The organism is Telluria sp. BA11, assembly GCF_056680305.1.
The window spans coordinates 2,519,730-2,538,564 of record NZ_CM155275.1; the positions used below are offsets into that span (position 1 = coordinate 2,519,730).

Genomic DNA, 18,835 nt, shown 5'->3' on the forward strand with positions numbered 1-18,835 from the left:
AAATGACCAATATGAACACTGTCGCCCTGCACCGCCCAACGGCAGCCATCAAGCCGCCCGAGAATGCAACCTGGCCGCTGGCCGACGTGCTCGCGCTGTTCGACCTGCCGTTCACCGAACTGATGCACCGCGCGTCGACCGCGCACCGCCTGAATTTCCCGGATGGCGACGTCGAACTGGCGACCCTGTTGTCGATCAAGACCGGCGGCTGCGAAGAAGACTGCGGCTACTGCCCGCAGGCGGCGCGCTACGACACCGGCGTGGAAGCCAAGAAGCTGCTCGACATCGACACGGTGCTCGACGCGGCGCGCGCGGCCAAGGCCAGCGGCGCGACGCGCTTCTGCATGGGCGCAGCGTGGCGCAGCCCGAAAGAGCGCGACATGGACAAGGTCGAGACGATGGTGCGTGAAGTCAAGGCATTGGGCATGGAAACCTGCGCCACGCTGGGCATGCTCGAAGCCGGCCAGGCCGAACAGCTCAAGCGCGCTGGCCTGGACTACTACAACCACAATATCGACACCGCGCCGGACTTCTACAACAACGTCATTTCGACCCGCGAATACCAGGACCGCCTGGACACGCTGGGCCGCGTGCGCGAAGCGGGCCTGAAGGTCTGCTGCGGCGGCATCGTCGGCATGGGCGAAACGCGCGAACAGCGCGCCGGCCTGATCGCGCAACTGGCGAACCTGAACCCGTATCCGGAATCGGTGCCGGTCAACCACCTGGTGCAGGTGGCGGGCACGCCGCTGCACGGCATGGACAAGCTCGACCCGATCGAATTCGTGCGCACCATTGCGGTCGCGCGCATCACGATGCCGCAAGCGCGCGTGCGCCTGTCGGCGGGCCGCCGCGAAATGGGCGAAGCCGTGCAAGCGATGTGCTTCATGGCCGGCGCCAACTCGATCTTCTACGGCGACAAGCTGCTGACCACCGAGAATCCGGAAGCCGACGACGACCGCGTGCTGCTGGAAAAACTGGGCCTGAAAACCCGCGCCGCGACGCTGGACTCGGCGCCGAAGGAAGCCTGCAGCTGCTAAGCGCACTATCTGCGCGGCCGGGGAGACACGGCCGCGCAAGCACCACCCGAACAACCATAAGCGAAAGATAACGCGCATGTTCACCAAACTCCTCATCGCCAATCGTGGCGAGATCGCCTGCCGTGTCGCCGCCACCGCGCGCCGCATGGGTATTCGCACCGTCGCCGTGTATTCCGAGGCCGACGCCGGCGCCAAGCACGTCGCGGTCTGCGATGAGGCCATCCTGATCGGCCCCGCCGCCGCGCGCGACAGTTATCTGCGCGGCCAGAAAATCATCGAAGTTGCCAAGGCCACCGGCGCGCAGGCGATCCACCCCGGCTATGGCTTCCTGTCCGAAAACGCCGAGTTCGCCGACGCCGTCCACGCGGCTGGCCTCGTGTTCGTCGGCCCACCCGCGGCATCGATGCGCGCGATGGGTTCGAAGTCCGCCGCCAAGCAGCTGATGGAGAGCGCCAACGTGCCACTCGTGCCGGGCTACCACGGCGACGAGCAGGATCCGGCGTTTCTGCGCGAGCAGGCCGACCGCATCGGTTACCCGGTGCTGCTCAAGGCCAGTGCCGGCGGCGGCGGCAAGGGCATGCGCGTGGTCGAGCGCTCTGAAGATTTCGAAGGCGCGCTGGCCTCGTGCAAGCGCGAAGCGATTTCCAGTTTCGGCGACGACAAGGTGCTGGTCGAGAAGTACCTGATCCGCCCGCGCCACATCGAGATCCAGGTGTTTGCCGACAGCCTGGGCAACTGCGTCTACCTGCACGAGCGCGATTGCTCGGTGCAGCGCCGGCACCAGAAGGTGCTGGAAGAAGCGCCCGCCCCCGGCATGCCGCCGGAGCGCCGCGCCGCGATGGGCGAAGCGGCCGTGAACGCCGCGCGCGCGGTCGGCTATGTCGGCGCCGGCACTGTCGAATTCATCGCCAACCAGGACGGCTCGTTCTACTTCATGGAGATGAACACGCGCCTGCAGGTCGAGCATCCGGTGACCGAAATGATCACCGGGACCGACCTGGTGGAATGGCAGTTGCGGGTCGCCTTTGGCGAAGCGCTGCCGAAACAGCAGCATGAACTGGGCATCCACGGCCACGCGATCGAAGCGCGCGTGTATGCCGAAAATCCCGAGAAGGGTTTCCTGCCGTCGATCGGCACCTTGCGCCATATGGACGTACCGCGCGCGGTCGCGTTCGAGCTGGGCAGCGACGGCGCCAATCCAGCCGCCGTGCGCGTCGATTCCGGCGTGCGCGAAGGCGATGCGATTTCGCCGTTCTACGATCCGATGATCGCCAAGCTGATCGTCTGGGGCGCGGACCGCACCCAGGCACTGGCGCGCATGTCGCAGGCGCTGAGCGAGTTCCGCATCGTCGGGCTGGCCACCAATATCGCGTTCCTGAAACGCCTGGTCGAGGGCGAGGCATTTGCCACGGCCGACCTGGACACGGGCCTGATCGAGCGCCATGGCGCGACGCTGTTCCCGCCTGCCACGCCGGCGCCGCTGGGCGCACTCGCGCTGGCCGTGTTCGCGCTGCGCGAGGACGCGGCCAACGCGGCCAACGACCCTGATCCGTGGAGCCAGGCGAGCGGCTGGCGCATGAACGGCGACTACCGCCGCGTGCTGTCGTGGTCCGATGAATTCGGCGCCTACCGCATCGGCCTGACCTACCGCCGCGACGGGCTCGAGATCGACCTCGATGGCCAGGCGCAGCGCGTGGAGCGCGTCGGTCGCACTGGCGACGACCTGGCGCTGCGCCTCGGCGAGACGGCCGTCCAGGGCGTCGTGCGCCGCGACGGCGACGTGTTCCACGTATTTACCGGCGGTCAGCATTTCACGCTGACGTACAATGATCCGATGGCCCACGCCGGCGAAGTCGAAACGCTCGGCGGTCGCCTGACGGCGCCGATGCCCGGCAAGGTGGTGGCGGTGCTGGTCCAGGCCGGCGCCACCGTGGTGAAGGGCGAACCGCTCGTCATCATGGAAGCGATGAAGATGGAGCACACGATTGCCGCGCCGGGTGATGGCGTGGTCGAGGACGTGCTGTACGAGGTCGGCGACCAGGTTGCCGACGGCGCGCCGCTGCTGGCCTTCAAGGCGGCGTAAGCAACACCCATAAAAACCACCCTACACGATGAGGGGGAGACATGCGTATTGTCCTGTACCGGGGCGATGGCGTCAGCGAGCCTTGGGAACACGCGTTTGCCAGCGTGCTGCCAGGCATCGAGACCGTCATCTGGAAAGAAGGCGAGCAACTGGCGCACTGCGATTACGCGGTGCTGTGGAATCCGGCGCCGGCCCTGCTGGCCCAGCTGGGTGACGTCAAGGCGATCTTCCTGATGGGCGCCGGCGTCGATGCGCTGCTCAAGTTTGGCGATGCCTTGCCCGACGTGCCGCTGGTGCGCCTGGGCGACGCCGGCATGGGCGTGCAGATGGCCGAGTATGTGGCGCATGCGGTGCTGCGCTACTTCCGCCGCTTTGACGAATACGAGCAGCAGGCCAGGCACGGCGCCTGGAATCCGCTGCCCCAGCATCCGAAAGAATCGTTCACGATCGGCGTCATGGGCCTGGGCCGGCTGGGCATGCCGGTGGTCGAGGCAATGCGCCATTTCGGCTTTCCCGTGCGCGGCTGGAGTCGCAGCCCGAAAGACATCCCGGGCGTGCCGACCTATGCCGGCTTGGCGCAATTCGGCGACTTTTTGCACGGCACACGCGTGCTGGTCTGCCTGCTGCCGCTGACGCCGGACACCACCAACCTGCTCGACCGTCACAACCTGGGCAAGCTGGCACCGGGCGCGTATCTGATCAACGTCTCGCGCGGCGCGATCCTGGCCGAACCCGATTTGATGACGCTGATCCGCTCCGGGCACATTGCCGGCGCCACGCTCGACGTGTTTCGCCACGAGCCGCTGCCGGCCCAGCACCCGTTCTGGAACGAGCCGCGCATCGCCCTCACCCCGCATATTTCGGCGCTCACCATGCGCCAGGACGCCGTGCGCCAGATCGTCGCCAAGATCGACGCCCTGGAACACAGCCAACCGGTCGATGACCTCGTCGACCGCCAACGTGGATATTAAGAAATGACACCCCTGCCAACGAAGGTCAAGATTGTCGAAGTCGGCCCCCGCGACGGCCTGCAGAACGAAAAAGAAGCGCTCGGCGCTGACGTGAAAATCGAACTGGTCGAGCGCCTGGCGCGCGCCGGTTTCGTCAATGTCGAGGCGGCCGCCTTTGTCTCGCCCAAGTGGGTGCCGCAGATGGCAACGTCCGCCGAAGTGCTGGCCCGCATCGAACGCCGGCCCGGCACGATCTATTCGGCGCTGGTGCCGAACATGCAGGGCTTCGAGGCCGCGCTGGCCGGCAAGGCCGACGAGGTCGTGGTATTCGGCGCAGCGTCCGAGGCGTTTTCGCAAAAGAACATCAACTGTTCGATTGCCGAGTCGATCGCGCGCTTTGAGCCGGTCGCGCGCGCTGCCAAGGAGCACGGCCTGCGCCTGCGCGGCTCGATCAGCACGGCGTTCGGCTGCCCGTACCAGGGCGCCGTGTCGCTGGACGCCGTGGGCGACGTCGTGGCGCGCATGCGCGACCTGGGTTGCGACGAGATCGATATCGCCGACACGATCGGCGTAGCAACCGCGCGCCAGACGCAGGCCGTGATGCTGCGCGCAGCGCAGGCATTCCCGATGGGCCAGCTGGCTGGCCACTTCCACGACACGTATGGCCAGGCGCTGGCGAATATCTATGCGGCGCTGGAAGTGGGTGTAGCGATTTTCCACTCGTCAGTGGCGGGTCTGGGCGGCTGCCCGTATGCCAAGGGTGCGACCGGCAATGTGGCGACCGAAGACGTGCTGTACCTGATGCAGGGGCTGGGGATCGAGACGGGCGTGGATCTCGACCAGGTGGTCGATGCCGGGCTGTTCATCTCGGCACAGCTGGGCCGCAAGAGCATCAGCCGCGCCGGCAATGCGCTGGCGGCCAAACGGGCGGGTTGACCTGCAGGCCCCCGGTGTTCCGGGGGCTGTTTCAAGGAAAACGGCCGCACAACGAAAAAAGCCGACAACTTGCGTTGTCGGCTTTTCTCTTAATGCTGGTCGGAGTACAAGGATTCGAACCTTGGACCCCCTGGTCCCAAACCAGGTGCGCTACCGGGCTGCGCTACACTCCGAAGAAGCAAGATAATACCGGCTTGCCGTCACTTGGTCAAGGATTTCGCGTCAAAATCCTCACTCACCCCGGATCTGCAGTGCCCGCTCATACAAGGCATTCTTCTTGCGCCCCGTGATCTGCGCCGCCAGATTGGCCGCCTGCTTGACGCTGCATTCGGTGAGCAGGATCTGCAGCACGCGCTCGGCCTCGATGTCTTCGGCGTCGCTCGCTTCCACTGCGCCCTCGACCAGCACGACGAATTCGCCCTTCTCGCGGTGCGCATCGGCCTTGACCCAGGCCAGCGCGTCACCCAGCGTGCAGCGGTGGATTTCTTCGAACATCTTGCTCAGTTCGCGGGCAAACACGACCTGGCGGGTCGGCTCGAACGCGGCCACCAATGCTTCGACGCAATCGACGATCCGGTGCGGCGCCTCGTAGAACACGAGCGTCGACGTTTCGCGCGTCAGGGGCGCCAGCGCCGTTTCGCGCCCCTTGGCCTTGGCCGGCAGAAAGCCGACAAAGTGGAAGCGATCGTTGACCAGGCCGCTGGCCGACAGCGCCGTGATCGCCGCCGACGGCCCCGGCAACGGCACCACGTTCAGGCCGGCAGTACGGACCGCGTCCACTATGCGCGCGCCCGGATCGGACACGCCCGGCGTGCCGGCGTCGGACACCAGCGCCACCCGCTGGCCGGCACGCAGGCGCTCGACAATCTTGTCGGCCACCTCGCGCTCGTTGTGCTGGTGCGCGGCGATCGTGCTCTTGCTCAAACCAAAGCGTTGCAATAACGCGCCAGTCTTGCGCGTGTCTTCACAGGCGACGACGTCGGCCAGGGCCAGCAGGTGTAAAGCACGCAGGGTGATGTCGGTGACGTTGCCAATCGGAGTAGCCACGACATACAGCGTTGCGGTAGGATAGGACTGCTGGGCCGCCTCGCCCATGACGGGAAGTCGGGCGATGTCGATGGTCTGCTGTTCTGTCATATAGGGTTCCGATGCTGAAGAAAAAAAATCTCACGGGCTTGATTGCCGCTTCTCTCACGACACTGCTGGCCGCGTGCGGCAGTACGCCCCTGCCACCCGATACCGGTTGTGGCATGCCAGGCGGATTGTGCGGCCCAGGCGCGTCAGTGACAAGTGGTGCGCCTGCCGCACCTGCCGACTCTGCTTATACACCACCTGCGTCGCGTTCCGATAGCGGTGTCCAGACCAGTCCGGTCGAATTGCCACCGAGCGCCGACGGCAGCACGCCAAGTGCAGCAGCGGCGCCAAGCGGCCCCACCGTCCGCGTCGCGCTGCTCCTGCCCCTCGAATCGCAGGCGCTGGCCCAGCCAGCCGAAGCGGTACGCGCCGGCTTCATGGCCGCGTACGACCAGCAGCGCGGCAACGTCACCGTCAACCTCGTGCCCACCGGCGACTCGTCGCAAGCCGCGCTCGACGCCTACCGCATGGCGGCCGCCGAGAACGACATCGTCGTCGGTCCGCTCGCGCGCCCTGCCGTGGCAGCCCTGGCCACCAGCGGCGCCGTCACCAAGCCGACCATTGCGCTGAACCACCCGCAGGTGGCGTCCGCGCTGCCGTCCAAGATGCTCGTCATCGGCTTGTCGCTCGAAGAGGAAGCGCGCCAGGTGGCCGACTGGGCTGCCGGCGAGCAGCCGTCCGGCCAGGCACTGGTGCTGACCGGCCGCGCCACCTGGCAGCAGCGCCTGTCGGGCGCCTTCAGCGCGCGCTGGTCCGAGCTGGGCCGCACCCAGACCACAGTCGAGCTGCCCAATGCGGGCGGCTACGTCGACGGCAATGCGCTGGCCGACCTGCGCGCGCGCCTGCAATCGCAGCCGCCGCAACTGGTCTACGCCGCACTCGACGCCAACAGCCTGCGCCAGGTGCGCAGCGCGCTCGGCACCTCGATGCCCACCTATGGCACGGCCTCCGTCAACCCGGGCCGCGACCCGGCCAGCATCCCGCCTGAGCTGGTCGGCGTTCGCATCCTCGACCTGCCATGGACCGTGCAAGCCGATCACCCGGCCGTGGCAAGCTACCCGAGCTGGAGCAGTGGCGGCCAGGGCCTCGACCTGCAGCGCCTGTACGCGCTGGGCATCGACGCCTACCGCATCGCGCGCGAACTGTCGCTGCGCCCGTCCGGTGCATTCGAGCTCGACGGCGCCACGGGCCGCCTGTCGATCGACATGGGCCAGGGCGCACGCGCATTCCGCCGCGTCGAAACCGGTGTCGTCGTGCGGGATGCAATGCCTGGCGCCGATGGCGCCGCCGTGACCGGCCGCGTCTTCGAAGCGGTCTCCACCGGCCAGTGACATGTGGCCCGGGCGCCTGTCCCTACGGCAGGCCCAGGGCCACCAGTATGAACTTGCCGCCAGCGCCTACCTGCGCCGCCGCAAGCTCGCGCTGGTGGACCAGAACTTTCGCTGCAAGGGCGGCGAAATCGACCTGATCATGCGCGACGGCGCCACGCTCGTGTTCGTCGAAGTGCGCCAGCGCGCCAGCAGCGCACAAGGCGGCGCCGCAGCCAGCATCACGCCGGCCAAGATCCGGCGCCTGGTCTGCGCGGCCCAGGTCTACCTGCTGCGCTTTCCCGTCACCCCGCCCTGCCGCTTCGACGTCATCGCCATCGATGGCGAACAGATCGAGTGGCTGCAGAACGTGATTGAAGTGTAAGCAATTTTTACCGACCTTGCCCAGTGTCCCTTGCTACTACACTATAATCCTCGGCTATGAATACACAACGCATCCTCGCTCACTTCCAGGAGAGCGCTGACCTGAAGATGAGGTCGGCTGCAACCCTGGCTCCCCACATTTCCCAGGCGGTCGAGCTCATGTTCGGCGCCCTGTCCAATGGCAACAAGATCCTGGCCTGCGGTAACGGCGGTTCGGCCGCCGACTGCCAGCACTTTGCTGCCGAGCTGGTCGGGCGCTTCGAACGCGAGCGCTTCCCGCTCCCAGCCATCGCGCTGACCACCGACACGTCGATCCTGACTGCCGTTGGCAACGACTACAGCTTCCGCGAAATCTATTCCAAGCAGGTGCAGGCCTTTGGCCAGGCCGGCGACATCCTGCTGGCCATTTCCACTTCGGGCAACTCGGGCAATGTGCTCGCTGCGGTCGAAGCGGCGCTCGAGCGCGAAATGCGCATCGTGGCGTTTACAGGCAAGGACGGCGGCCAGTTGGCCAAGCTGCTGACCGACGCCGACGTCCACGTCAACGTCCCGCATTCGCGCACCGCGCGGATCCAGGAAGTTCACCTGTGCGCCATTCACTGCATCTGCGACGGTATCGACGTCGCGCTGTTCGGAGGAGACGAGAATGCGTAATACCCGCCGGCCTATGGCCGTGCTGTTGACGAAAGTCGTTCTGGGCTCGGCCCTGCTGGCATCGCTGTCGGGCTGCTTCGGCCTGATCGTCGGCGCCGGCATCGGCAGCGCCGTCTCGGCAGTCGACCGCCGCACGCTGGGCGCCCAGACCGAAGACAAATCGGTCACGGTCAAGGCCGAGATCAAGATGCGCGAAGTCACGAATGGCGACGGCAACATCAACGTCACGAGCTTCAACCGCAAGGTGCTGCTCACCGGCGAAGTGCGCGACGAAGCCATGAAAGCCGCGGCCGAGCGCGAAGTGCGCAAGATCGAAAACGTCGTGTCGGTCATCAACGAACTGAAGATTTCAGGTTCGTCGAGCTACACGTCGCGCTCGAACGATGCGCTCATCACCACCAAGGTCAAGGCCAGCCTGGTCGACATGAAAACCGTGTCGGCGATCTCGTTCAAGGTCACGACCGAACGTGGCGTGGTCTACCTGATGGGTCTTGTCACCCCGCGTGAAGGCAATATCGCTGCCGACGTCGCCAAGGGCGTCTCGGGTGTGACGCGCGTGGTAAAGATTTTCGAATACATCAGCGAAGAAGACGCACGCGCCAAGCAGACCAACGCGCAGAACGCACCGCAGGGTTCCTGAACCCCGGGTGCATCCGCACCATGCAAAAAAAGCGGCAGGGCTATAATGGCCCTGCCGCTTTTTTTATTCGATCGCCGACCATGACCGCATCCCCCGCGTCCAACCATTCCCGCTCCTGGATCAAGCCTGCCGCCATCGGCGCCGTCGTGCTGGCGCTGGCCGGTATCGGCTACGCGTCGCTGGCCAGCAGCACGCCGGCCCCGGACGTCACGTTCATCAGCATCGCCGGCGACAAGGTGTCGACCCAGTCGCTGCGCGGCAAAGTCGTGATGGTCAACTTCTGGGCCACGTCGTGCGTCACCTGCGTCAAGGAGATGCCTGACATGGTCGCGACCTACAACAAGTACAAGGCCCAAGGCCTCGAATTCGTCGCCGTTGCGATGCAGTACGACCGGCCCGACTACGTGCTCAATTTTGCCGAGCAGCGCAAGCTGCCATTTACCGTGGCGCTTGATTCGGCGGGCGATATCGCGCGCCAGTTCGGCGACGTCACGCTCACGCCCACCACCTTCCTGATCGACAAGCAGGGCCGCATCATCAAGACCTATGTCGGCGCGCCGGACTTCGGCGCGGTGCACAAGCTGATCGAGAAAGAGCTGGCCGGCTGATTCTGGTTACGCTTTTGGATACAGGATCATCTGCGTGCAACGGAACAGCGCGATGGTTTTGCCGCTGGCCTTGTCCGTGACAATGGCGTCCCAGATCTGCGTCGTGCGGCCCAGGTGCACGGCGGTGGCGACGCAGGCGATGGTGCCTTCGCGCGCGGTGCCCAGGTGGTTCGATTTCAATTCGATCGTCGTGAAGTTCTGCGCGCCTTCCGGCAGATTGCTGATGCAACCATAGCCGGCGCAGGTATCAGCCAGAGTGACCACGCTACCGGCGTGCAGGTAGCCGTTCGGCGCCAGCAGGTGCGGCGCGACCGGCATTTCGGCGGCCAGCTTGCCGGGGCTGACCTCCGTAATCTGGATGCCCAGGTGGCCAGGCAGGTAGGTAGCGCCGAAGGTGTTGAAGGCGTCAGGGGTGTGCGGGATGCTCATGGGGTTGTCTCGGTGTTTTTATGAAAGCGGCATCGTACACCGAGACCACCGCCGATGTCAGCGGCGCCGCCCCTCATGGTGCTTGCCACCCTTGCCGCTACTCTTCCCGCCATGCCGCTGCCGGGCCGCCGCGTTCTGCTGCTGCAGCAGCGCGTCGACCCGCTCGGACGCTTCGCGCGCCAGCTCCTGCGCCAGCGCGATGCTCGGGAAGTACTCCGGCGCCCGGTACCCCAGCCACGCATAGGCCGAATACACGCGGCACTGGTCCTCGACCTCTTGCAGGTTCATGTAGAACAGCTGCTGCGGATTGCTGTGACCATGCAGCTTGACGACGATCTTCTTGGCCAGCGACAGGCACCAGTGTTCCCACGCCTTCTGCAGCGCCGGCACGCGGCTCGAGATCGGCACCAGCGACAGCATGAACTTGTCGGCCACCGAGAGCGGCAGCGTGTCGAGCCACTCGGCGCGCTCGTTCTGGTCTTCGGTGATGCGCGGGTAGAAGAAGCCGTCCGGCACGTCGATATTGTGGACAAACCGCTTGAGCAGCTTGACCAGCGACGTCTCGCCCGTCACCGACGAAATGCGGTGCAGCTGCTCGAGCGACGGCGCCACGGCAAAGCCGCTGGTTGCCACCGCCGGGATTTTTTCCTTCATCAATGAGCGCATGACCTGGTGCGTCTCGTCGTCGTAACCGACAACGAAGCCTTCATCGTGCACGCCGTAGCGCCCTGCCCGGCCCGCGATCTGCTTGGCCAGCGCAGCGGAGATTTCTTCTTCCTCGACGCCGTTGTACTTGACCGTGGTCGTCATCACGATGCGCGCGATCGGCATGTTCAGCCCCATCGCCAGCGCATCGGTGCCCACCACGATGTCGGCCTGGCCGTCGCGGAAGCGCTCGGCCTGCGCGCGGCGCACCTCGGGCGACAGGTTGCCGTAGACGGTGGCGACCGACAGCCCCTTGTCGGTGATCATGTCGCGCCACTTGAGCACCTCGCGGCGCGAGAACGCGATCACGGCGTCGCCGCGGCGCAGGTTCGACAGCTTGCGCACGGCCATCGGCTCCATCTCCAGAGGGCCCATCCGCTTGAGCACATGCACCTCGAGCGGCACATCGAGCCGCTCGGCCAGCGCCTCGATCGCGCGCCGCGCTTCCGGTGCGCCAACCAGGTACACGACCGCTGCCGGCGCGCCGCACACGGCGGCAGTCCAGGCGGCGCCGCGGTCGCGGTCGGCCAGCATCTGGATCTCGTCGATCACGGCCACGTCGATCGGCGTTTTGGAGTCGAGCATTTCGACGGTGCTGGCGACGTGCGTCGCGCCCTCCACCAGGCGCCGTTCCTCGCCCGTGATCAGACTGACCTTGATCGCCTCGCCGTGGGGCCGCGCAGCCTGCAGGCGCTCGTAGTTTTCCAGCGCCAAGAGGCGCAGCGGCGCCAGATACACGCCGCTCGGCGCCTTGGCCAGCGCTTCCATCGCGCGGTGCGTCTTGCCCGAGTTGGTGGGCCCCAGCAGCGCGATGAACTTGCGGCCCATGCGGCTGGCGACGTCGAACGAGCGCGGGTACTCGGCCAGGTTGATGCTTTCCTTGGTGCGCGCCGCGTGGCGCTCTTCGGCGTCGCGCTCGATCGCGTGCGTCAGGCGCTGCGAAATCCGCTGGAACACGTACTCGGCCGGCTCGGACGTCTGCAGTTCGTCCAGCACATCGAGAAACAGCATCGGGTCGTAGCCGGCATCGTCAGCATCGCCCGCCAGGTCGCGCACGAATTCCTCGGCGTCCTGGTGCAGGCGCGCGAGATCGGCGTCACCGGTGCGCTCTTCGATCAGCGCGCGCCGCCCGGCCAGATCCAGCTTGCGCCACTTGCTCGGCTTGGCCAGCACGCCGCGCGACGGCACCAGGCGATATGGCACGTGCAAGCCTTCGTAGCGCACCGCGCCCGAGAAGCGCAGGAACACGCGGCCTTCCATCTTGACCAGTTCGATGCCGCGCGCGGCCAGGTCAAGTGCGCGCTCGAGCGCGGCGTCGTCTTCGGGAATATCGGCGGGGGTGTCGTTCGGGAGAATGCTCATGGCTGGCTGCGCAAAAATCGGTTGCCGCTACTATATCGCGGATGCGAATTGCGCACGAATTGCGCACGGCCACTGGCCAATTTCCTGTCGCGCTACCAGCCTCCTTCGCGTTACAGCACCGCCGTGTAGATGGTTTTGCCCGCCAGGCCCATCATGAACAACCCAAATCCCCGGCGCAGCACCAATGTCGGCAGTGCCGCCGCCGCCCACACGCCGAACCTGGACGCCACCACCGCACACACGCTCATCACCAGCAGCGCATGCAGGTCGATATAGCCCCAGCGCCAGTCGTGCGGTGCGCCGGCAGTCACGCCGAAGCCGATCATCGCGCCCAGCGAGATGGGCAGGATGACGCCGGTGGCGGTGCCGATCGCACGGCGAATCGGTAATCCGACGTGGGTCAGGAAGAACGTGATGACTGAAGCGCCCCCCATGCCCGCCAACGAATACGCCACGCCTGACAATACGCCAGCGGCCACCCGGAAGCGCACGAAGGCCACCGACACTGTCCCGTCATGCTCGCGCTGGATCAGCAGCTTGAACCCGAAATAGGCCAGCATCAGCGCCAGGCCAAGCGCAAGCCAGATGCCCGGTATGCGCGTTGCCACCAGGGCGCCTGCCGTCGCCCCCAGGCCTGCCGGAATGAACAGTTTTTTCAGCCAGACGAAATCGACATTGCCACGTTCGCAGTGACTCAGAAATGACGCCATGCCGGTGAATGCCATGGTGGCGAGCGAGGTACCGAATGCGAGGCGAATTGCCTCGTTATTGTCCATGCCGCCACTTTGATACAGATACATCAGCATTGGAATGACAATCGCGCCACCGCCAATGCCGAATATCCCTGCCATAAAACCTGCGGCAACGCCCGCTGCGATCAGATTGAATAACATGGGCACTTTTCATTTGAACGTACGGGAATGCGTCTGCGTGAGCGCACGCATCAAAGCGTGCCGCCAATTTGAATCTTATCGAATGCCAATCACGCTTTTGAAACCAAACTATGTTAGCAGCGCGACGAACGTTATTCCATTTCCTCCGCATATCAGCCAAATATATAAAATTAAATGCTTCGAGCATTATTTAATATTACGAGAGATTATATTCAGCAAGAATCAAGCGTCCGGAATCGAATGCCGCGCCCATGCTGCAACGGCAATCTTTAACAACGAGAGCGAAGGAAGGAAGGAACGTGAACATACGACCCGGCACAGGGCGGGTAGTCGCGCAGGGAGCGCTGCGGCAGCGGGGTCAAGGGAGGGGTTCCGCCGACATTGCTGCGGCGGTGTATGAGACGGTGCGACCTGCCTTCGCCGGCACGTGATGGCCGGCCGAAGGCAGTTTGGGGCAGCTTATGCGGCCACGCCTGCGTTGTGTGCCTGCTGGTCGGCGTGATACGACGAACGCACCATCGCACCGACAGCCGCGTGCACGAAGCCCATTTCGTAGGCTTTTTGCTCGAACATCTTGAAGACGTCCGGGTGCACGTAGCGGCGCACCGGCAGGTGCGAATTGGTCGGCGCCAGGTACTGGCCGATGGTGAGCATGTCGATGTCGTGATCGCGCATGTCCTGCATCACCTGCAGGATTTCTTCATCGGTCTCGCCCAGGCCGACCATGATGCCCGACTTGGTGACCGCGCTCGGGTACATCTTCTTGAAGTCGCGCAGCAGCACCAGCGAGTGCGTGTAGTCGGCGCCCGGACGGGCTTCCTTGTACAGGCGCGGCACGGTTTCCAGGTTGTGGTTCATGACGTCCGGCAGGCCGTCGGCGAAGATGTTCAATGCTTTTTCGAGGCGGCCGCGGAAGTCGGGCACCAGCACTTCGATCTTGGTGCCCGGGCTCGAGGCGCGCGTTTTCTGGATGCACTCGACAAAGTGGCCGGCGCCGCCGTCACGCAGGTCGTCGCGGTCGACCGACGTGATCACGACGTACGACAGGCGCAGCGCAGCGATGGTCTTGGCCAGGTTGGCCGGCTCGTTGATGTCGAGCGGGTCAGGGCGACCGTGGCCGACGTCGCAGAACGGGCAGCGGCGGGTGCACTTGTCGCCCATGATCATGAACGTTGCGGTGCCCTTGCCGAAGCATTCGCCGATGTTCGGGCAGCTCGCTTCTTCGCACACGGTCACCAGGTTGTTGGCGCGCAGGATGTCCTTGATTTCGTAGAAGCGCGACGAGGCGGTGGCCGCCTTGACGCGGATCCAGTCGGGCTTTTTCAGGCGCTCCATCTCGGCGATCGGCACGATCTTGATCGGGATGCGCGAGGTCTTGCTGGCGCCTTTTTGCTTTTCGCTGGCGTTGTAGGCGGCTGCGGCGGCGACGCCGGTATCGATTTCGGAAGTCATAGGCTCGTTGCCCTCGCGGGGCTGTCAGTTGGTTTGTTCGGGTCTGGCTGGACGCCCTCGGGTGCCAGCTGATCGACCAGGGCCTGGGCCAGCGCCCGCTGTACATCGTGCAGCGGCGCCTCGACGCCCATCGTGCGCATATCGACTGTGACCAGTCCGGAGTAACCGCACGGATTGATCCAGGTGAACGGGGCCAGGTCCATCGCCACGTTCAGCGATACGCCATGGTAGGTGCAACCATTGCCGCGTACTTTCAGGCCCAGCGCAGCGATCTTGGCGCCTTTGCGCGGACCGTCTGCGATATAGATGCCGGGTGCACCGGCAACGCGCTCACCGCCAAGATTATACGCCCCTAACACATCGATCACCGCCTGTTCGATTTTTTCCACAAACTGGCGCGCGTACAGCTTGCCGCCCGGCTTGTTGCGGCGCAGGTCCATTAACAGATAGATCACGACCTGACCGGGGCCATGGAAGGTCACTTCGCCGCCACGGTCGGTCTGGATGACCGGAATGTCGTGCGGGGCCAGCACGTGTTCGCGGTCGGCGCCCAGGCCCAGCGTGAACACGGGCGGATGCTCGACGATCCACAGCTCGTCGCGCGATTCGGGCGTGCGCGCATCGGTGAAGGCGCGCATCGCGGCGAAGGTGGGCTCGTAGTCGGCCTGGCCGAGGTCACGAATCAGGGGGGAGGTCGCTGACATCTGGGGCGAACGCCGTTACAGGACCATCTTGACCATCGGATGCGTCGACAGCGTGCGGTACACCTCGTCGAGCATTTCGCGGCTGGTGGCGCGGATGGTCACGGTCAGGCCCGTGTAGTTGCCCTTGGCCGATGGCCGGGTTTCCAGCTTGCTCTCGTCGAAGGTGGGATCGAGCTGGGTCACCAGCGCCACGATGGTCGGGGCGAAGTCGATGTGGCTCGCGCCCATCACCTTGATCGGGAAGTCGCTCGGGTATTCGATAAGGGAATCTTTGGGGTCCATGGCTGTAATCCTGTGCAAAAGCGCATTGTAGCCAATACCGGCGGTTTCGCCCTGAGGGTGGGCTGAAAACCGCCGGTTTTGGTCAGCGCTCCACTCGCGACACGCCGCGCGCATCGGTGTTGGCGCGCTGGTCGTTATTGCGCTGCGCCGGGGTGAAGGCGGGCGCCGACGGCTGCGGACGCGGCGCCGGCGGGGCCACCATCTGCGGCGGCGCGGCAGGCCGCGGCGGCGCGTTCAGCATCGCAGCAGGCTCGGGACGCGGCTGTGGGCGAGGTTCGGGACGCGGTTCAGGACGTGATTCCGGCCGCGGGTCTGGCCGTGGCTCCGGCCGCGCAAACGCCGGCGCGCTGGTCGACATGACCGGCTGCCGCTGATTGCGTTCGGCCTGCTCGCGCATGCGCTCGCGCCCTAATCGCTCACGGTCGTTGCGCTCGACCTGGAACCGCATCCGGTCCATCTGGTTGCGGTTCTCGAATTCACGGCCCATGCGTTCGCGCTCACCCTGCTCGCGCAGCGCCCGCTCCTGGCCCTCCATGCGCTCGCGCGCCAGCCGCTCGCCGTTATTGCGTTCGCGCGTGAGCCGCTCCTGCTCGCCGCGTTCGCGCGCCTGCTGCTCGAACTGCATGCGCTCAAGGGCTGGACGCTCGAGGCCGGGGCGTTCGACGCCAGTACGCCCGAGGCCGGTCTGCCCGACATTCGCGCGCTCGAGCAGGTCGCGCCGATCGCGGTTCCAGCCGGCGCGCGCCACCAGTGGTGGCGGCGGCGCGCTGCCCGGCGTGCCCGGCGCCAGCTGCTCCGGACGGTTCGGGCGCGGCGCGCGCGGGACGATCACCGGACCGCGCCCGCCGAACTGCTCGCGCGGCACGACGGTCAGGCCATTGTAGCGACCTGGCTGCTGTTGCTCGCGGCGGGTGGCGTGGCGCCAGTCGTTCAGGCGGCGCAGGCGCTCGCTCGACAGGCGATAGCCCGGCACATAGCGGTCATACGGGCTGAGTGGATACCAGCCATGCGCCGCCAGGTTGTGCGACTGGAAGCCCACATTCCAGTTGCTGCCGCCGACCCAGCCGACCAGCGCCGGCGACCACACGGGCCGCCGCTCAAGACGGCCCGGCGCCCAGGCCCAGCGATTGCGCACCTGCACCCAGCGCCCGTAGTGGAAGGGCGCGTAACCCCACGGCGCATTGTCGACCCAGGTCCAGCCCCATGGGGCGATGAAGGTCCAGCTGCCGTCGCGGTAGGGTGTCCAGTCGGCGGCCACCTGCGGGGTCCACAGGCTGCCGTAGTCCGAACTCGTGCTCCAGCTGCCGTAGCGGTCGAGTTCTTCGTAGCCGGTCATCTCGGTGCCAATATGGCGCGAGGATTGCGCTGCCACGAGGGCCTGGTCGCGCGTGAGCGACCAGTCGTCGAAGTTGTCGCGCTGCGCCTGCAGCGTGCGCACGTCTTCATCGCGCACCTGGGCCGCGCGCCCGCCACGCACGGTCAGGCTGGCGCCGGCGCCGTCGACCTGCGCTTCGCCATCGAGCACGCTCACGAGGCTCGTATCGCGTTCACGCTCGGCGTCCACGCGCAGGCGTCCCGGCTGCGTCAGGCGCACGGTGGCTTGCGCCGTGCGCAGTTCGAATTCGGGCACGACGTCGACGTTCAGCACGCGCACGCTGACGCTGCCGTAATGCAGGCGCAGGCGCAGGCTGTCGTCGTCCAGTTCCGTGACCTCGAGCGAGCTGTCGCCATCGAGCCGGATGGCGGTGGAGCCGATCCGCAGCTCGATACGCGCGCCGGGCGCGGTAGAGATCAGGTTGCGCGACGTGATCGGCCAGTTCAGTTGCGCCGGGGACGATTCGGCGCCGATGTCGCCACCGATGTCGACCTTGCCCTGGACCAGCGAGATGCGCCCGGCCCGCCCCGGGGCCTCGGCCAGTTGTGTGTCGTCCAGCACCTGGCCCTGTTCGAGCGCGTCGGTCTGCAGCACCGTTTGCGCGGGCACGGACGTGGAAAACGCCGCCAGTACGAGCAATGCGGCGGTCGGGGCGAAACGATGGGTCATGGTGGTGCTCCGGAGGGGGAACGCAGACGGAAGGGTACAAACGCATTACAACGCGCGCCCGCTGACGGGGCAACGCGGCTTACAAACAGTTGCATCTGCCGACAGACGAAGAAACAAGCCGGCAGAAAAGCGCGTCAGCCCGGCTGGCGCTTGACGAAAAACAGCATCGAGCCGATCACCACCAGCACCGCACCGAATACGCGGTTCTGCAATTTCATGTGGCGCGGATCGCGCATGTAGCGCTGCATCGAGGCGGCCAGCGCCGCGTAGCAATGCATGACGACCGAATCGATGACGACCATCGTCACACCCAGAATCGCCAGTTGCGTGAGCAGCGGAGCGTCTTTCGAAATGAACTGCGGCAGCACGGCAACCATGAAGATGATGCCCTTCGGGTTGGTGGTGTTGGTCAGGAAGCCCGTCAGCACGCGACGGCCGAACGGCGGGTGCGCTTCGAGGCCGACAGTCGATGCGGCGGGGCCGGGTGCAGGCGCGGCGCGCCACTGGCTCACGCCCAGGTAGATCAGGTACAGCGCGCCGACCACCTTGACGATCGTGAAGGCGACCGAGGACGCCAGCAGCAGCGAGCCGACACCGGCGCCGGCGATGATCAACACCAGCACCAGGCCCAGTTGCAGGCCCAGCACCGTGGCACTGGCTTTCTTGAGGCCATAGGCCAGGCCGTGCGACATCGACAGCACCGCGCCGGAACCGGGCGAAATGGCGATCAGGGAACCGGCGATGACGAAGGCGATCCAGGTGGCGAAGCTCATGGTGGCAGGTAATGAATGGGGAACTGCGGGGAGGGTGGACGACGGGGCGTCACTGCATCAACCTCGCGCGCGCGACCCGCACAGGGGCCGCGGCACAAGGCCGTGGGATGCTGCTTACTTCTTTTTGGTCGGGTTGACCGATGCCTTCAGGGTCGCGCCAGCCGAGAAACGCGGGCTCTTCGACGCCGCGATCTTGATCACTTCGCCGGTGGCAGGATTGCGGCCCTTGCGTGCAGCGCGCTTCGTCACCGAGAAGGTGCCAAAGCCGGTGATGCCGACCGTGTCGCCTTTTTTGAGGCGCTCGGTGATGATCTCGATGATCGTGTTCACGGCCACGCCAGCGGCAGCACCGGACATCTCGGTACGCTTCGCGAATTCTGCGATCAGTTCGCCTTTTTTCATAAATCCCTCCGGGGTTAAAAGAGCGGGAAGATTAGCATAAATATTGCCAAGTGCAA

The 18,835-nt window shown here is 65.6% G+C and carries 19 protein-coding genes and 1 tRNA gene; 9 read left to right on the forward strand and 11 right to left on the reverse strand.

Annotated features, from left to right (window positions below):
- Window positions 1-11 precede the first annotated feature (11 nt).
- The 4 genes from bioB to AC1MGT_RS11000 all read left to right on the forward strand — a co-directional run bounded on the left by bioB (window position 12) and on the right by AC1MGT_RS11000 (window position 5,006).
- Window positions 12-1,037 carry a biotin synthase BioB gene (gene bioB / locus AC1MGT_RS10985; RefSeq protein WP_332531374.1) on the forward strand — a complete coding sequence of 342 codons (1,026 nt, stop codon included), beginning with the start codon at window positions 12-14 and terminating at the stop codon, window positions 1,035-1,037.
- A gap of 76 nt (window positions 1,038-1,113) precedes the next feature.
- Complete coding sequence (locus AC1MGT_RS10990) at window positions 1,114-3,120, forward strand: acetyl/propionyl/methylcrotonyl-CoA carboxylase subunit alpha (RefSeq protein ID WP_499504176.1); 2,007 nt, start codon at window positions 1,114-1,116, stop codon at window positions 3,118-3,120.
- A 41-nt stretch (window positions 3,121-3,161) separates the two neighbouring features.
- Complete coding sequence (locus AC1MGT_RS10995; protein ID WP_499504177.1) at window positions 3,162-4,091, forward strand: 2-hydroxyacid dehydrogenase; 930 nt, start codon at window positions 3,162-3,164, stop codon at window positions 4,089-4,091.
- A 3-nt stretch (window positions 4,092-4,094) separates the two neighbouring features.
- Window positions 4,095-5,006 carry a hydroxymethylglutaryl-CoA lyase gene (locus AC1MGT_RS11000; protein WP_499504178.1) on the forward strand — a complete coding sequence of 304 codons (912 nt, stop codon included), beginning with the start codon at window positions 4,095-4,097 and terminating at the stop codon, window positions 5,004-5,006.
- 96 nt (window positions 5,007-5,102) lie between these two features.
- Here AC1MGT_RS11000 and AC1MGT_RS11005 read toward each other — a convergent pair.
- Window positions 5,103-5,179: transfer RNA gene (locus tag AC1MGT_RS11005), tRNA-Pro, on the reverse strand.
- Window positions 5,180-5,237: 58 nt separating this feature from the next.
- On the reverse strand, window positions 5,238-6,143 hold the full coding sequence (gene rsmI / locus AC1MGT_RS11010) for a 16S rRNA (cytidine(1402)-2'-O)-methyltransferase (protein ID WP_499504179.1): 906 nt from the start codon (window positions 6,141-6,143) through the stop codon (window positions 5,238-5,240).
- A gap of 11 nt (window positions 6,144-6,154) precedes the next feature.
- Here rsmI and AC1MGT_RS11015 point away from each other — a divergent pair, with 11 nt between their 5' ends.
- The 5 genes from AC1MGT_RS11015 (at window position 6,155) to AC1MGT_RS11035 (ending at window position 9,733) form a co-directional block, all read left to right on the forward strand.
- Window positions 6,155-7,471 (forward strand): penicillin-binding protein activator, encoded by a 1,317-nt coding sequence (locus AC1MGT_RS11015; RefSeq protein WP_499504180.1) that lies wholly within the window; start codon window positions 6,155-6,157, stop codon window positions 7,469-7,471.
- Window position 7,472: 1 nt separating this feature from the next.
- Entirely contained in the window at window positions 7,473-7,832 is a 360-nt protein-coding gene (locus AC1MGT_RS11020) for a YraN family protein (RefSeq protein ID WP_499504181.1), read from the forward strand.
- A 56-nt stretch (window positions 7,833-7,888) separates the two neighbouring features.
- Window positions 7,889-8,485, forward strand: a complete 597-nt coding sequence (locus AC1MGT_RS11025) for a phosphoheptose isomerase (RefSeq protein ID WP_183555000.1) — start codon at window positions 7,889-7,891, stop codon at window positions 8,483-8,485.
- Entirely contained in the window at window positions 8,478-9,125 is a 648-nt protein-coding gene (locus tag AC1MGT_RS11030) for a BON domain-containing protein (protein ID WP_499504182.1), read from the forward strand. The genes AC1MGT_RS11025 and AC1MGT_RS11030 overlap by 8 nt, the downstream gene beginning before the upstream one ends.
- An 80-nt stretch (window positions 9,126-9,205) precedes the next feature.
- The gene (locus AC1MGT_RS11035) at window positions 9,206-9,733 is read left to right on the forward strand and encodes a peroxiredoxin family protein (protein ID WP_499504183.1); all 528 of its coding nucleotides are present in this window, start codon (window positions 9,206-9,208) and stop codon (window positions 9,731-9,733) included.
- 6 nt (window positions 9,734-9,739) lie between these two features.
- Here the strand turns inward: AC1MGT_RS11035 and AC1MGT_RS11040 are convergent, their stop codons facing one another.
- The 9 genes from AC1MGT_RS11040 to AC1MGT_RS11080 form a co-directional block, all read right to left on the reverse strand.
- Window positions 9,740-10,162 carry a PaaI family thioesterase gene (locus tag AC1MGT_RS11040; RefSeq protein ID WP_499504184.1) on the reverse strand — a complete coding sequence of 141 codons (423 nt, stop codon included), beginning with the start codon at window positions 10,160-10,162 and terminating at the stop codon, window positions 9,740-9,742.
- A gap of 57 nt (window positions 10,163-10,219) precedes the next feature.
- Entirely contained in the window at window positions 10,220-12,229 is a 2,010-nt protein-coding gene (locus tag AC1MGT_RS11045; protein WP_499504185.1) for a helicase-related protein, read from the reverse strand.
- A 110-nt stretch (window positions 12,230-12,339) separates the two neighbouring features.
- Window positions 12,340-13,122, reverse strand: a complete 783-nt coding sequence (locus AC1MGT_RS11050; RefSeq protein WP_499504186.1) for a sulfite exporter TauE/SafE family protein — start codon at window positions 13,120-13,122, stop codon at window positions 12,340-12,342.
- A gap of 459 nt (window positions 13,123-13,581) precedes the next feature.
- Window positions 13,582-14,574 (reverse strand): lipoyl synthase, encoded by a 993-nt coding sequence (gene lipA / locus AC1MGT_RS11055; RefSeq protein WP_258836883.1) that lies wholly within the window; start codon window positions 14,572-14,574, stop codon window positions 13,582-13,584.
- Complete coding sequence (gene lipB / locus AC1MGT_RS11060; protein ID WP_332531218.1) at window positions 14,571-15,278, reverse strand: lipoyl(octanoyl) transferase LipB; 708 nt, start codon at window positions 15,276-15,278, stop codon at window positions 14,571-14,573. The genes lipA and lipB overlap by 4 nt, the downstream gene beginning before the upstream one ends.
- Window positions 15,279-15,293: 15 nt before the next feature.
- Window positions 15,294-15,560 carry a DUF493 family protein gene (locus tag AC1MGT_RS11065; protein WP_183554968.1) on the reverse strand — a complete coding sequence of 89 codons (267 nt, stop codon included), beginning with the start codon at window positions 15,558-15,560 and terminating at the stop codon, window positions 15,294-15,296.
- Window positions 15,561-15,642: 82 nt separating this feature from the next.
- The gene (locus tag AC1MGT_RS11070) at window positions 15,643-17,604 is read right to left on the reverse strand and encodes a DUF6600 domain-containing protein (RefSeq protein ID WP_499504187.1); all 1,962 of its coding nucleotides are present in this window, start codon (window positions 17,602-17,604) and stop codon (window positions 15,643-15,645) included.
- 134 nt (window positions 17,605-17,738) lie between these two features.
- Window positions 17,739-18,377 carry a LysE family transporter gene (locus AC1MGT_RS11075; protein WP_499504188.1) on the reverse strand — a complete coding sequence of 213 codons (639 nt, stop codon included), beginning with the start codon at window positions 18,375-18,377 and terminating at the stop codon, window positions 17,739-17,741.
- Window positions 18,378-18,491: 114 nt separating this feature from the next.
- Complete coding sequence (locus AC1MGT_RS11080) at window positions 18,492-18,779, reverse strand: HU family DNA-binding protein (protein ID WP_183554962.1); 288 nt, start codon at window positions 18,777-18,779, stop codon at window positions 18,492-18,494.
- Between the last annotated feature and the right edge of the window lie 56 nt (window positions 18,780-18,835).

Coding starts and splice junctions, on each gene's coding strand:
- bioB (WP_332531374.1), top strand. CDS start 12: ATGAACACTGTCGCCCTGCACCGCCCAACGGCAGCCATCAAGCCGCCC.
- AC1MGT_RS10990 (WP_499504176.1), top strand. CDS start 1,114: ATGTTCACCAAACTCCTCATCGCCAATCGTGGCGAGATCGCCTGCCGT.
- AC1MGT_RS10995 (WP_499504177.1), top strand. CDS start 3,162: ATGCGTATTGTCCTGTACCGGGGCGATGGCGTCAGCGAGCCTTGGGAA.
- AC1MGT_RS11000 (WP_499504178.1), top strand. CDS start 4,095: ATGACACCCCTGCCAACGAAGGTCAAGATTGTCGAAGTCGGCCCCCGC.
- rsmI (WP_499504179.1), bottom strand. CDS start 6,143: ATGACAGAACAGCAGACCATCGACATCGCCCGACTTCCCGTCATGGGC.
- AC1MGT_RS11015 (WP_499504180.1), top strand. CDS start 6,155: ATGCTGAAGAAAAAAAATCTCACGGGCTTGATTGCCGCTTCTCTCACG.
- AC1MGT_RS11020 (WP_499504181.1), top strand. CDS start 7,473: ATGTGGCCCGGGCGCCTGTCCCTACGGCAGGCCCAGGGCCACCAGTAT.
- AC1MGT_RS11025 (WP_183555000.1), top strand. CDS start 7,889: ATGAATACACAACGCATCCTCGCTCACTTCCAGGAGAGCGCTGACCTG.
- AC1MGT_RS11030 (WP_499504182.1), top strand. CDS start 8,478: ATGCGTAATACCCGCCGGCCTATGGCCGTGCTGTTGACGAAAGTCGTT.
- AC1MGT_RS11035 (WP_499504183.1), top strand. CDS start 9,206: ATGACCGCATCCCCCGCGTCCAACCATTCCCGCTCCTGGATCAAGCCT.
- AC1MGT_RS11040 (WP_499504184.1), bottom strand. CDS start 10,162: ATGAGCATCCCGCACACCCCTGACGCCTTCAACACCTTCGGCGCTACC.
- AC1MGT_RS11045 (WP_499504185.1), bottom strand. CDS start 12,229: ATGAGCATTCTCCCGAACGACACCCCCGCCGATATTCCCGAAGACGAC.
- AC1MGT_RS11050 (WP_499504186.1), bottom strand. CDS start 13,122: ATGTTATTCAATCTGATCGCAGCGGGCGTTGCCGCAGGTTTTATGGCA.
- lipA (WP_258836883.1), bottom strand. CDS start 14,574: ATGACTTCCGAAATCGATACCGGCGTCGCCGCCGCAGCCGCCTACAAC.
- lipB (WP_332531218.1), bottom strand. CDS start 15,278: ATGTCAGCGACCTCCCCCCTGATTCGTGACCTCGGCCAGGCCGACTAC.
- AC1MGT_RS11065 (WP_183554968.1), bottom strand. CDS start 15,560: ATGGACCCCAAAGATTCCCTTATCGAATACCCGAGCGACTTCCCGATC.
- AC1MGT_RS11070 (WP_499504187.1), bottom strand. CDS start 17,604: ATGACCCATCGTTTCGCCCCGACCGCCGCATTGCTCGTACTGGCGGCG.
- AC1MGT_RS11075 (WP_499504188.1), bottom strand. CDS start 18,377: ATGAGCTTCGCCACCTGGATCGCCTTCGTCATCGCCGGTTCCCTGATC.
- AC1MGT_RS11080 (WP_183554962.1), bottom strand. CDS start 18,779: ATGAAAAAAGGCGAACTGATCGCAGAATTCGCGAAGCGTACCGAGATG.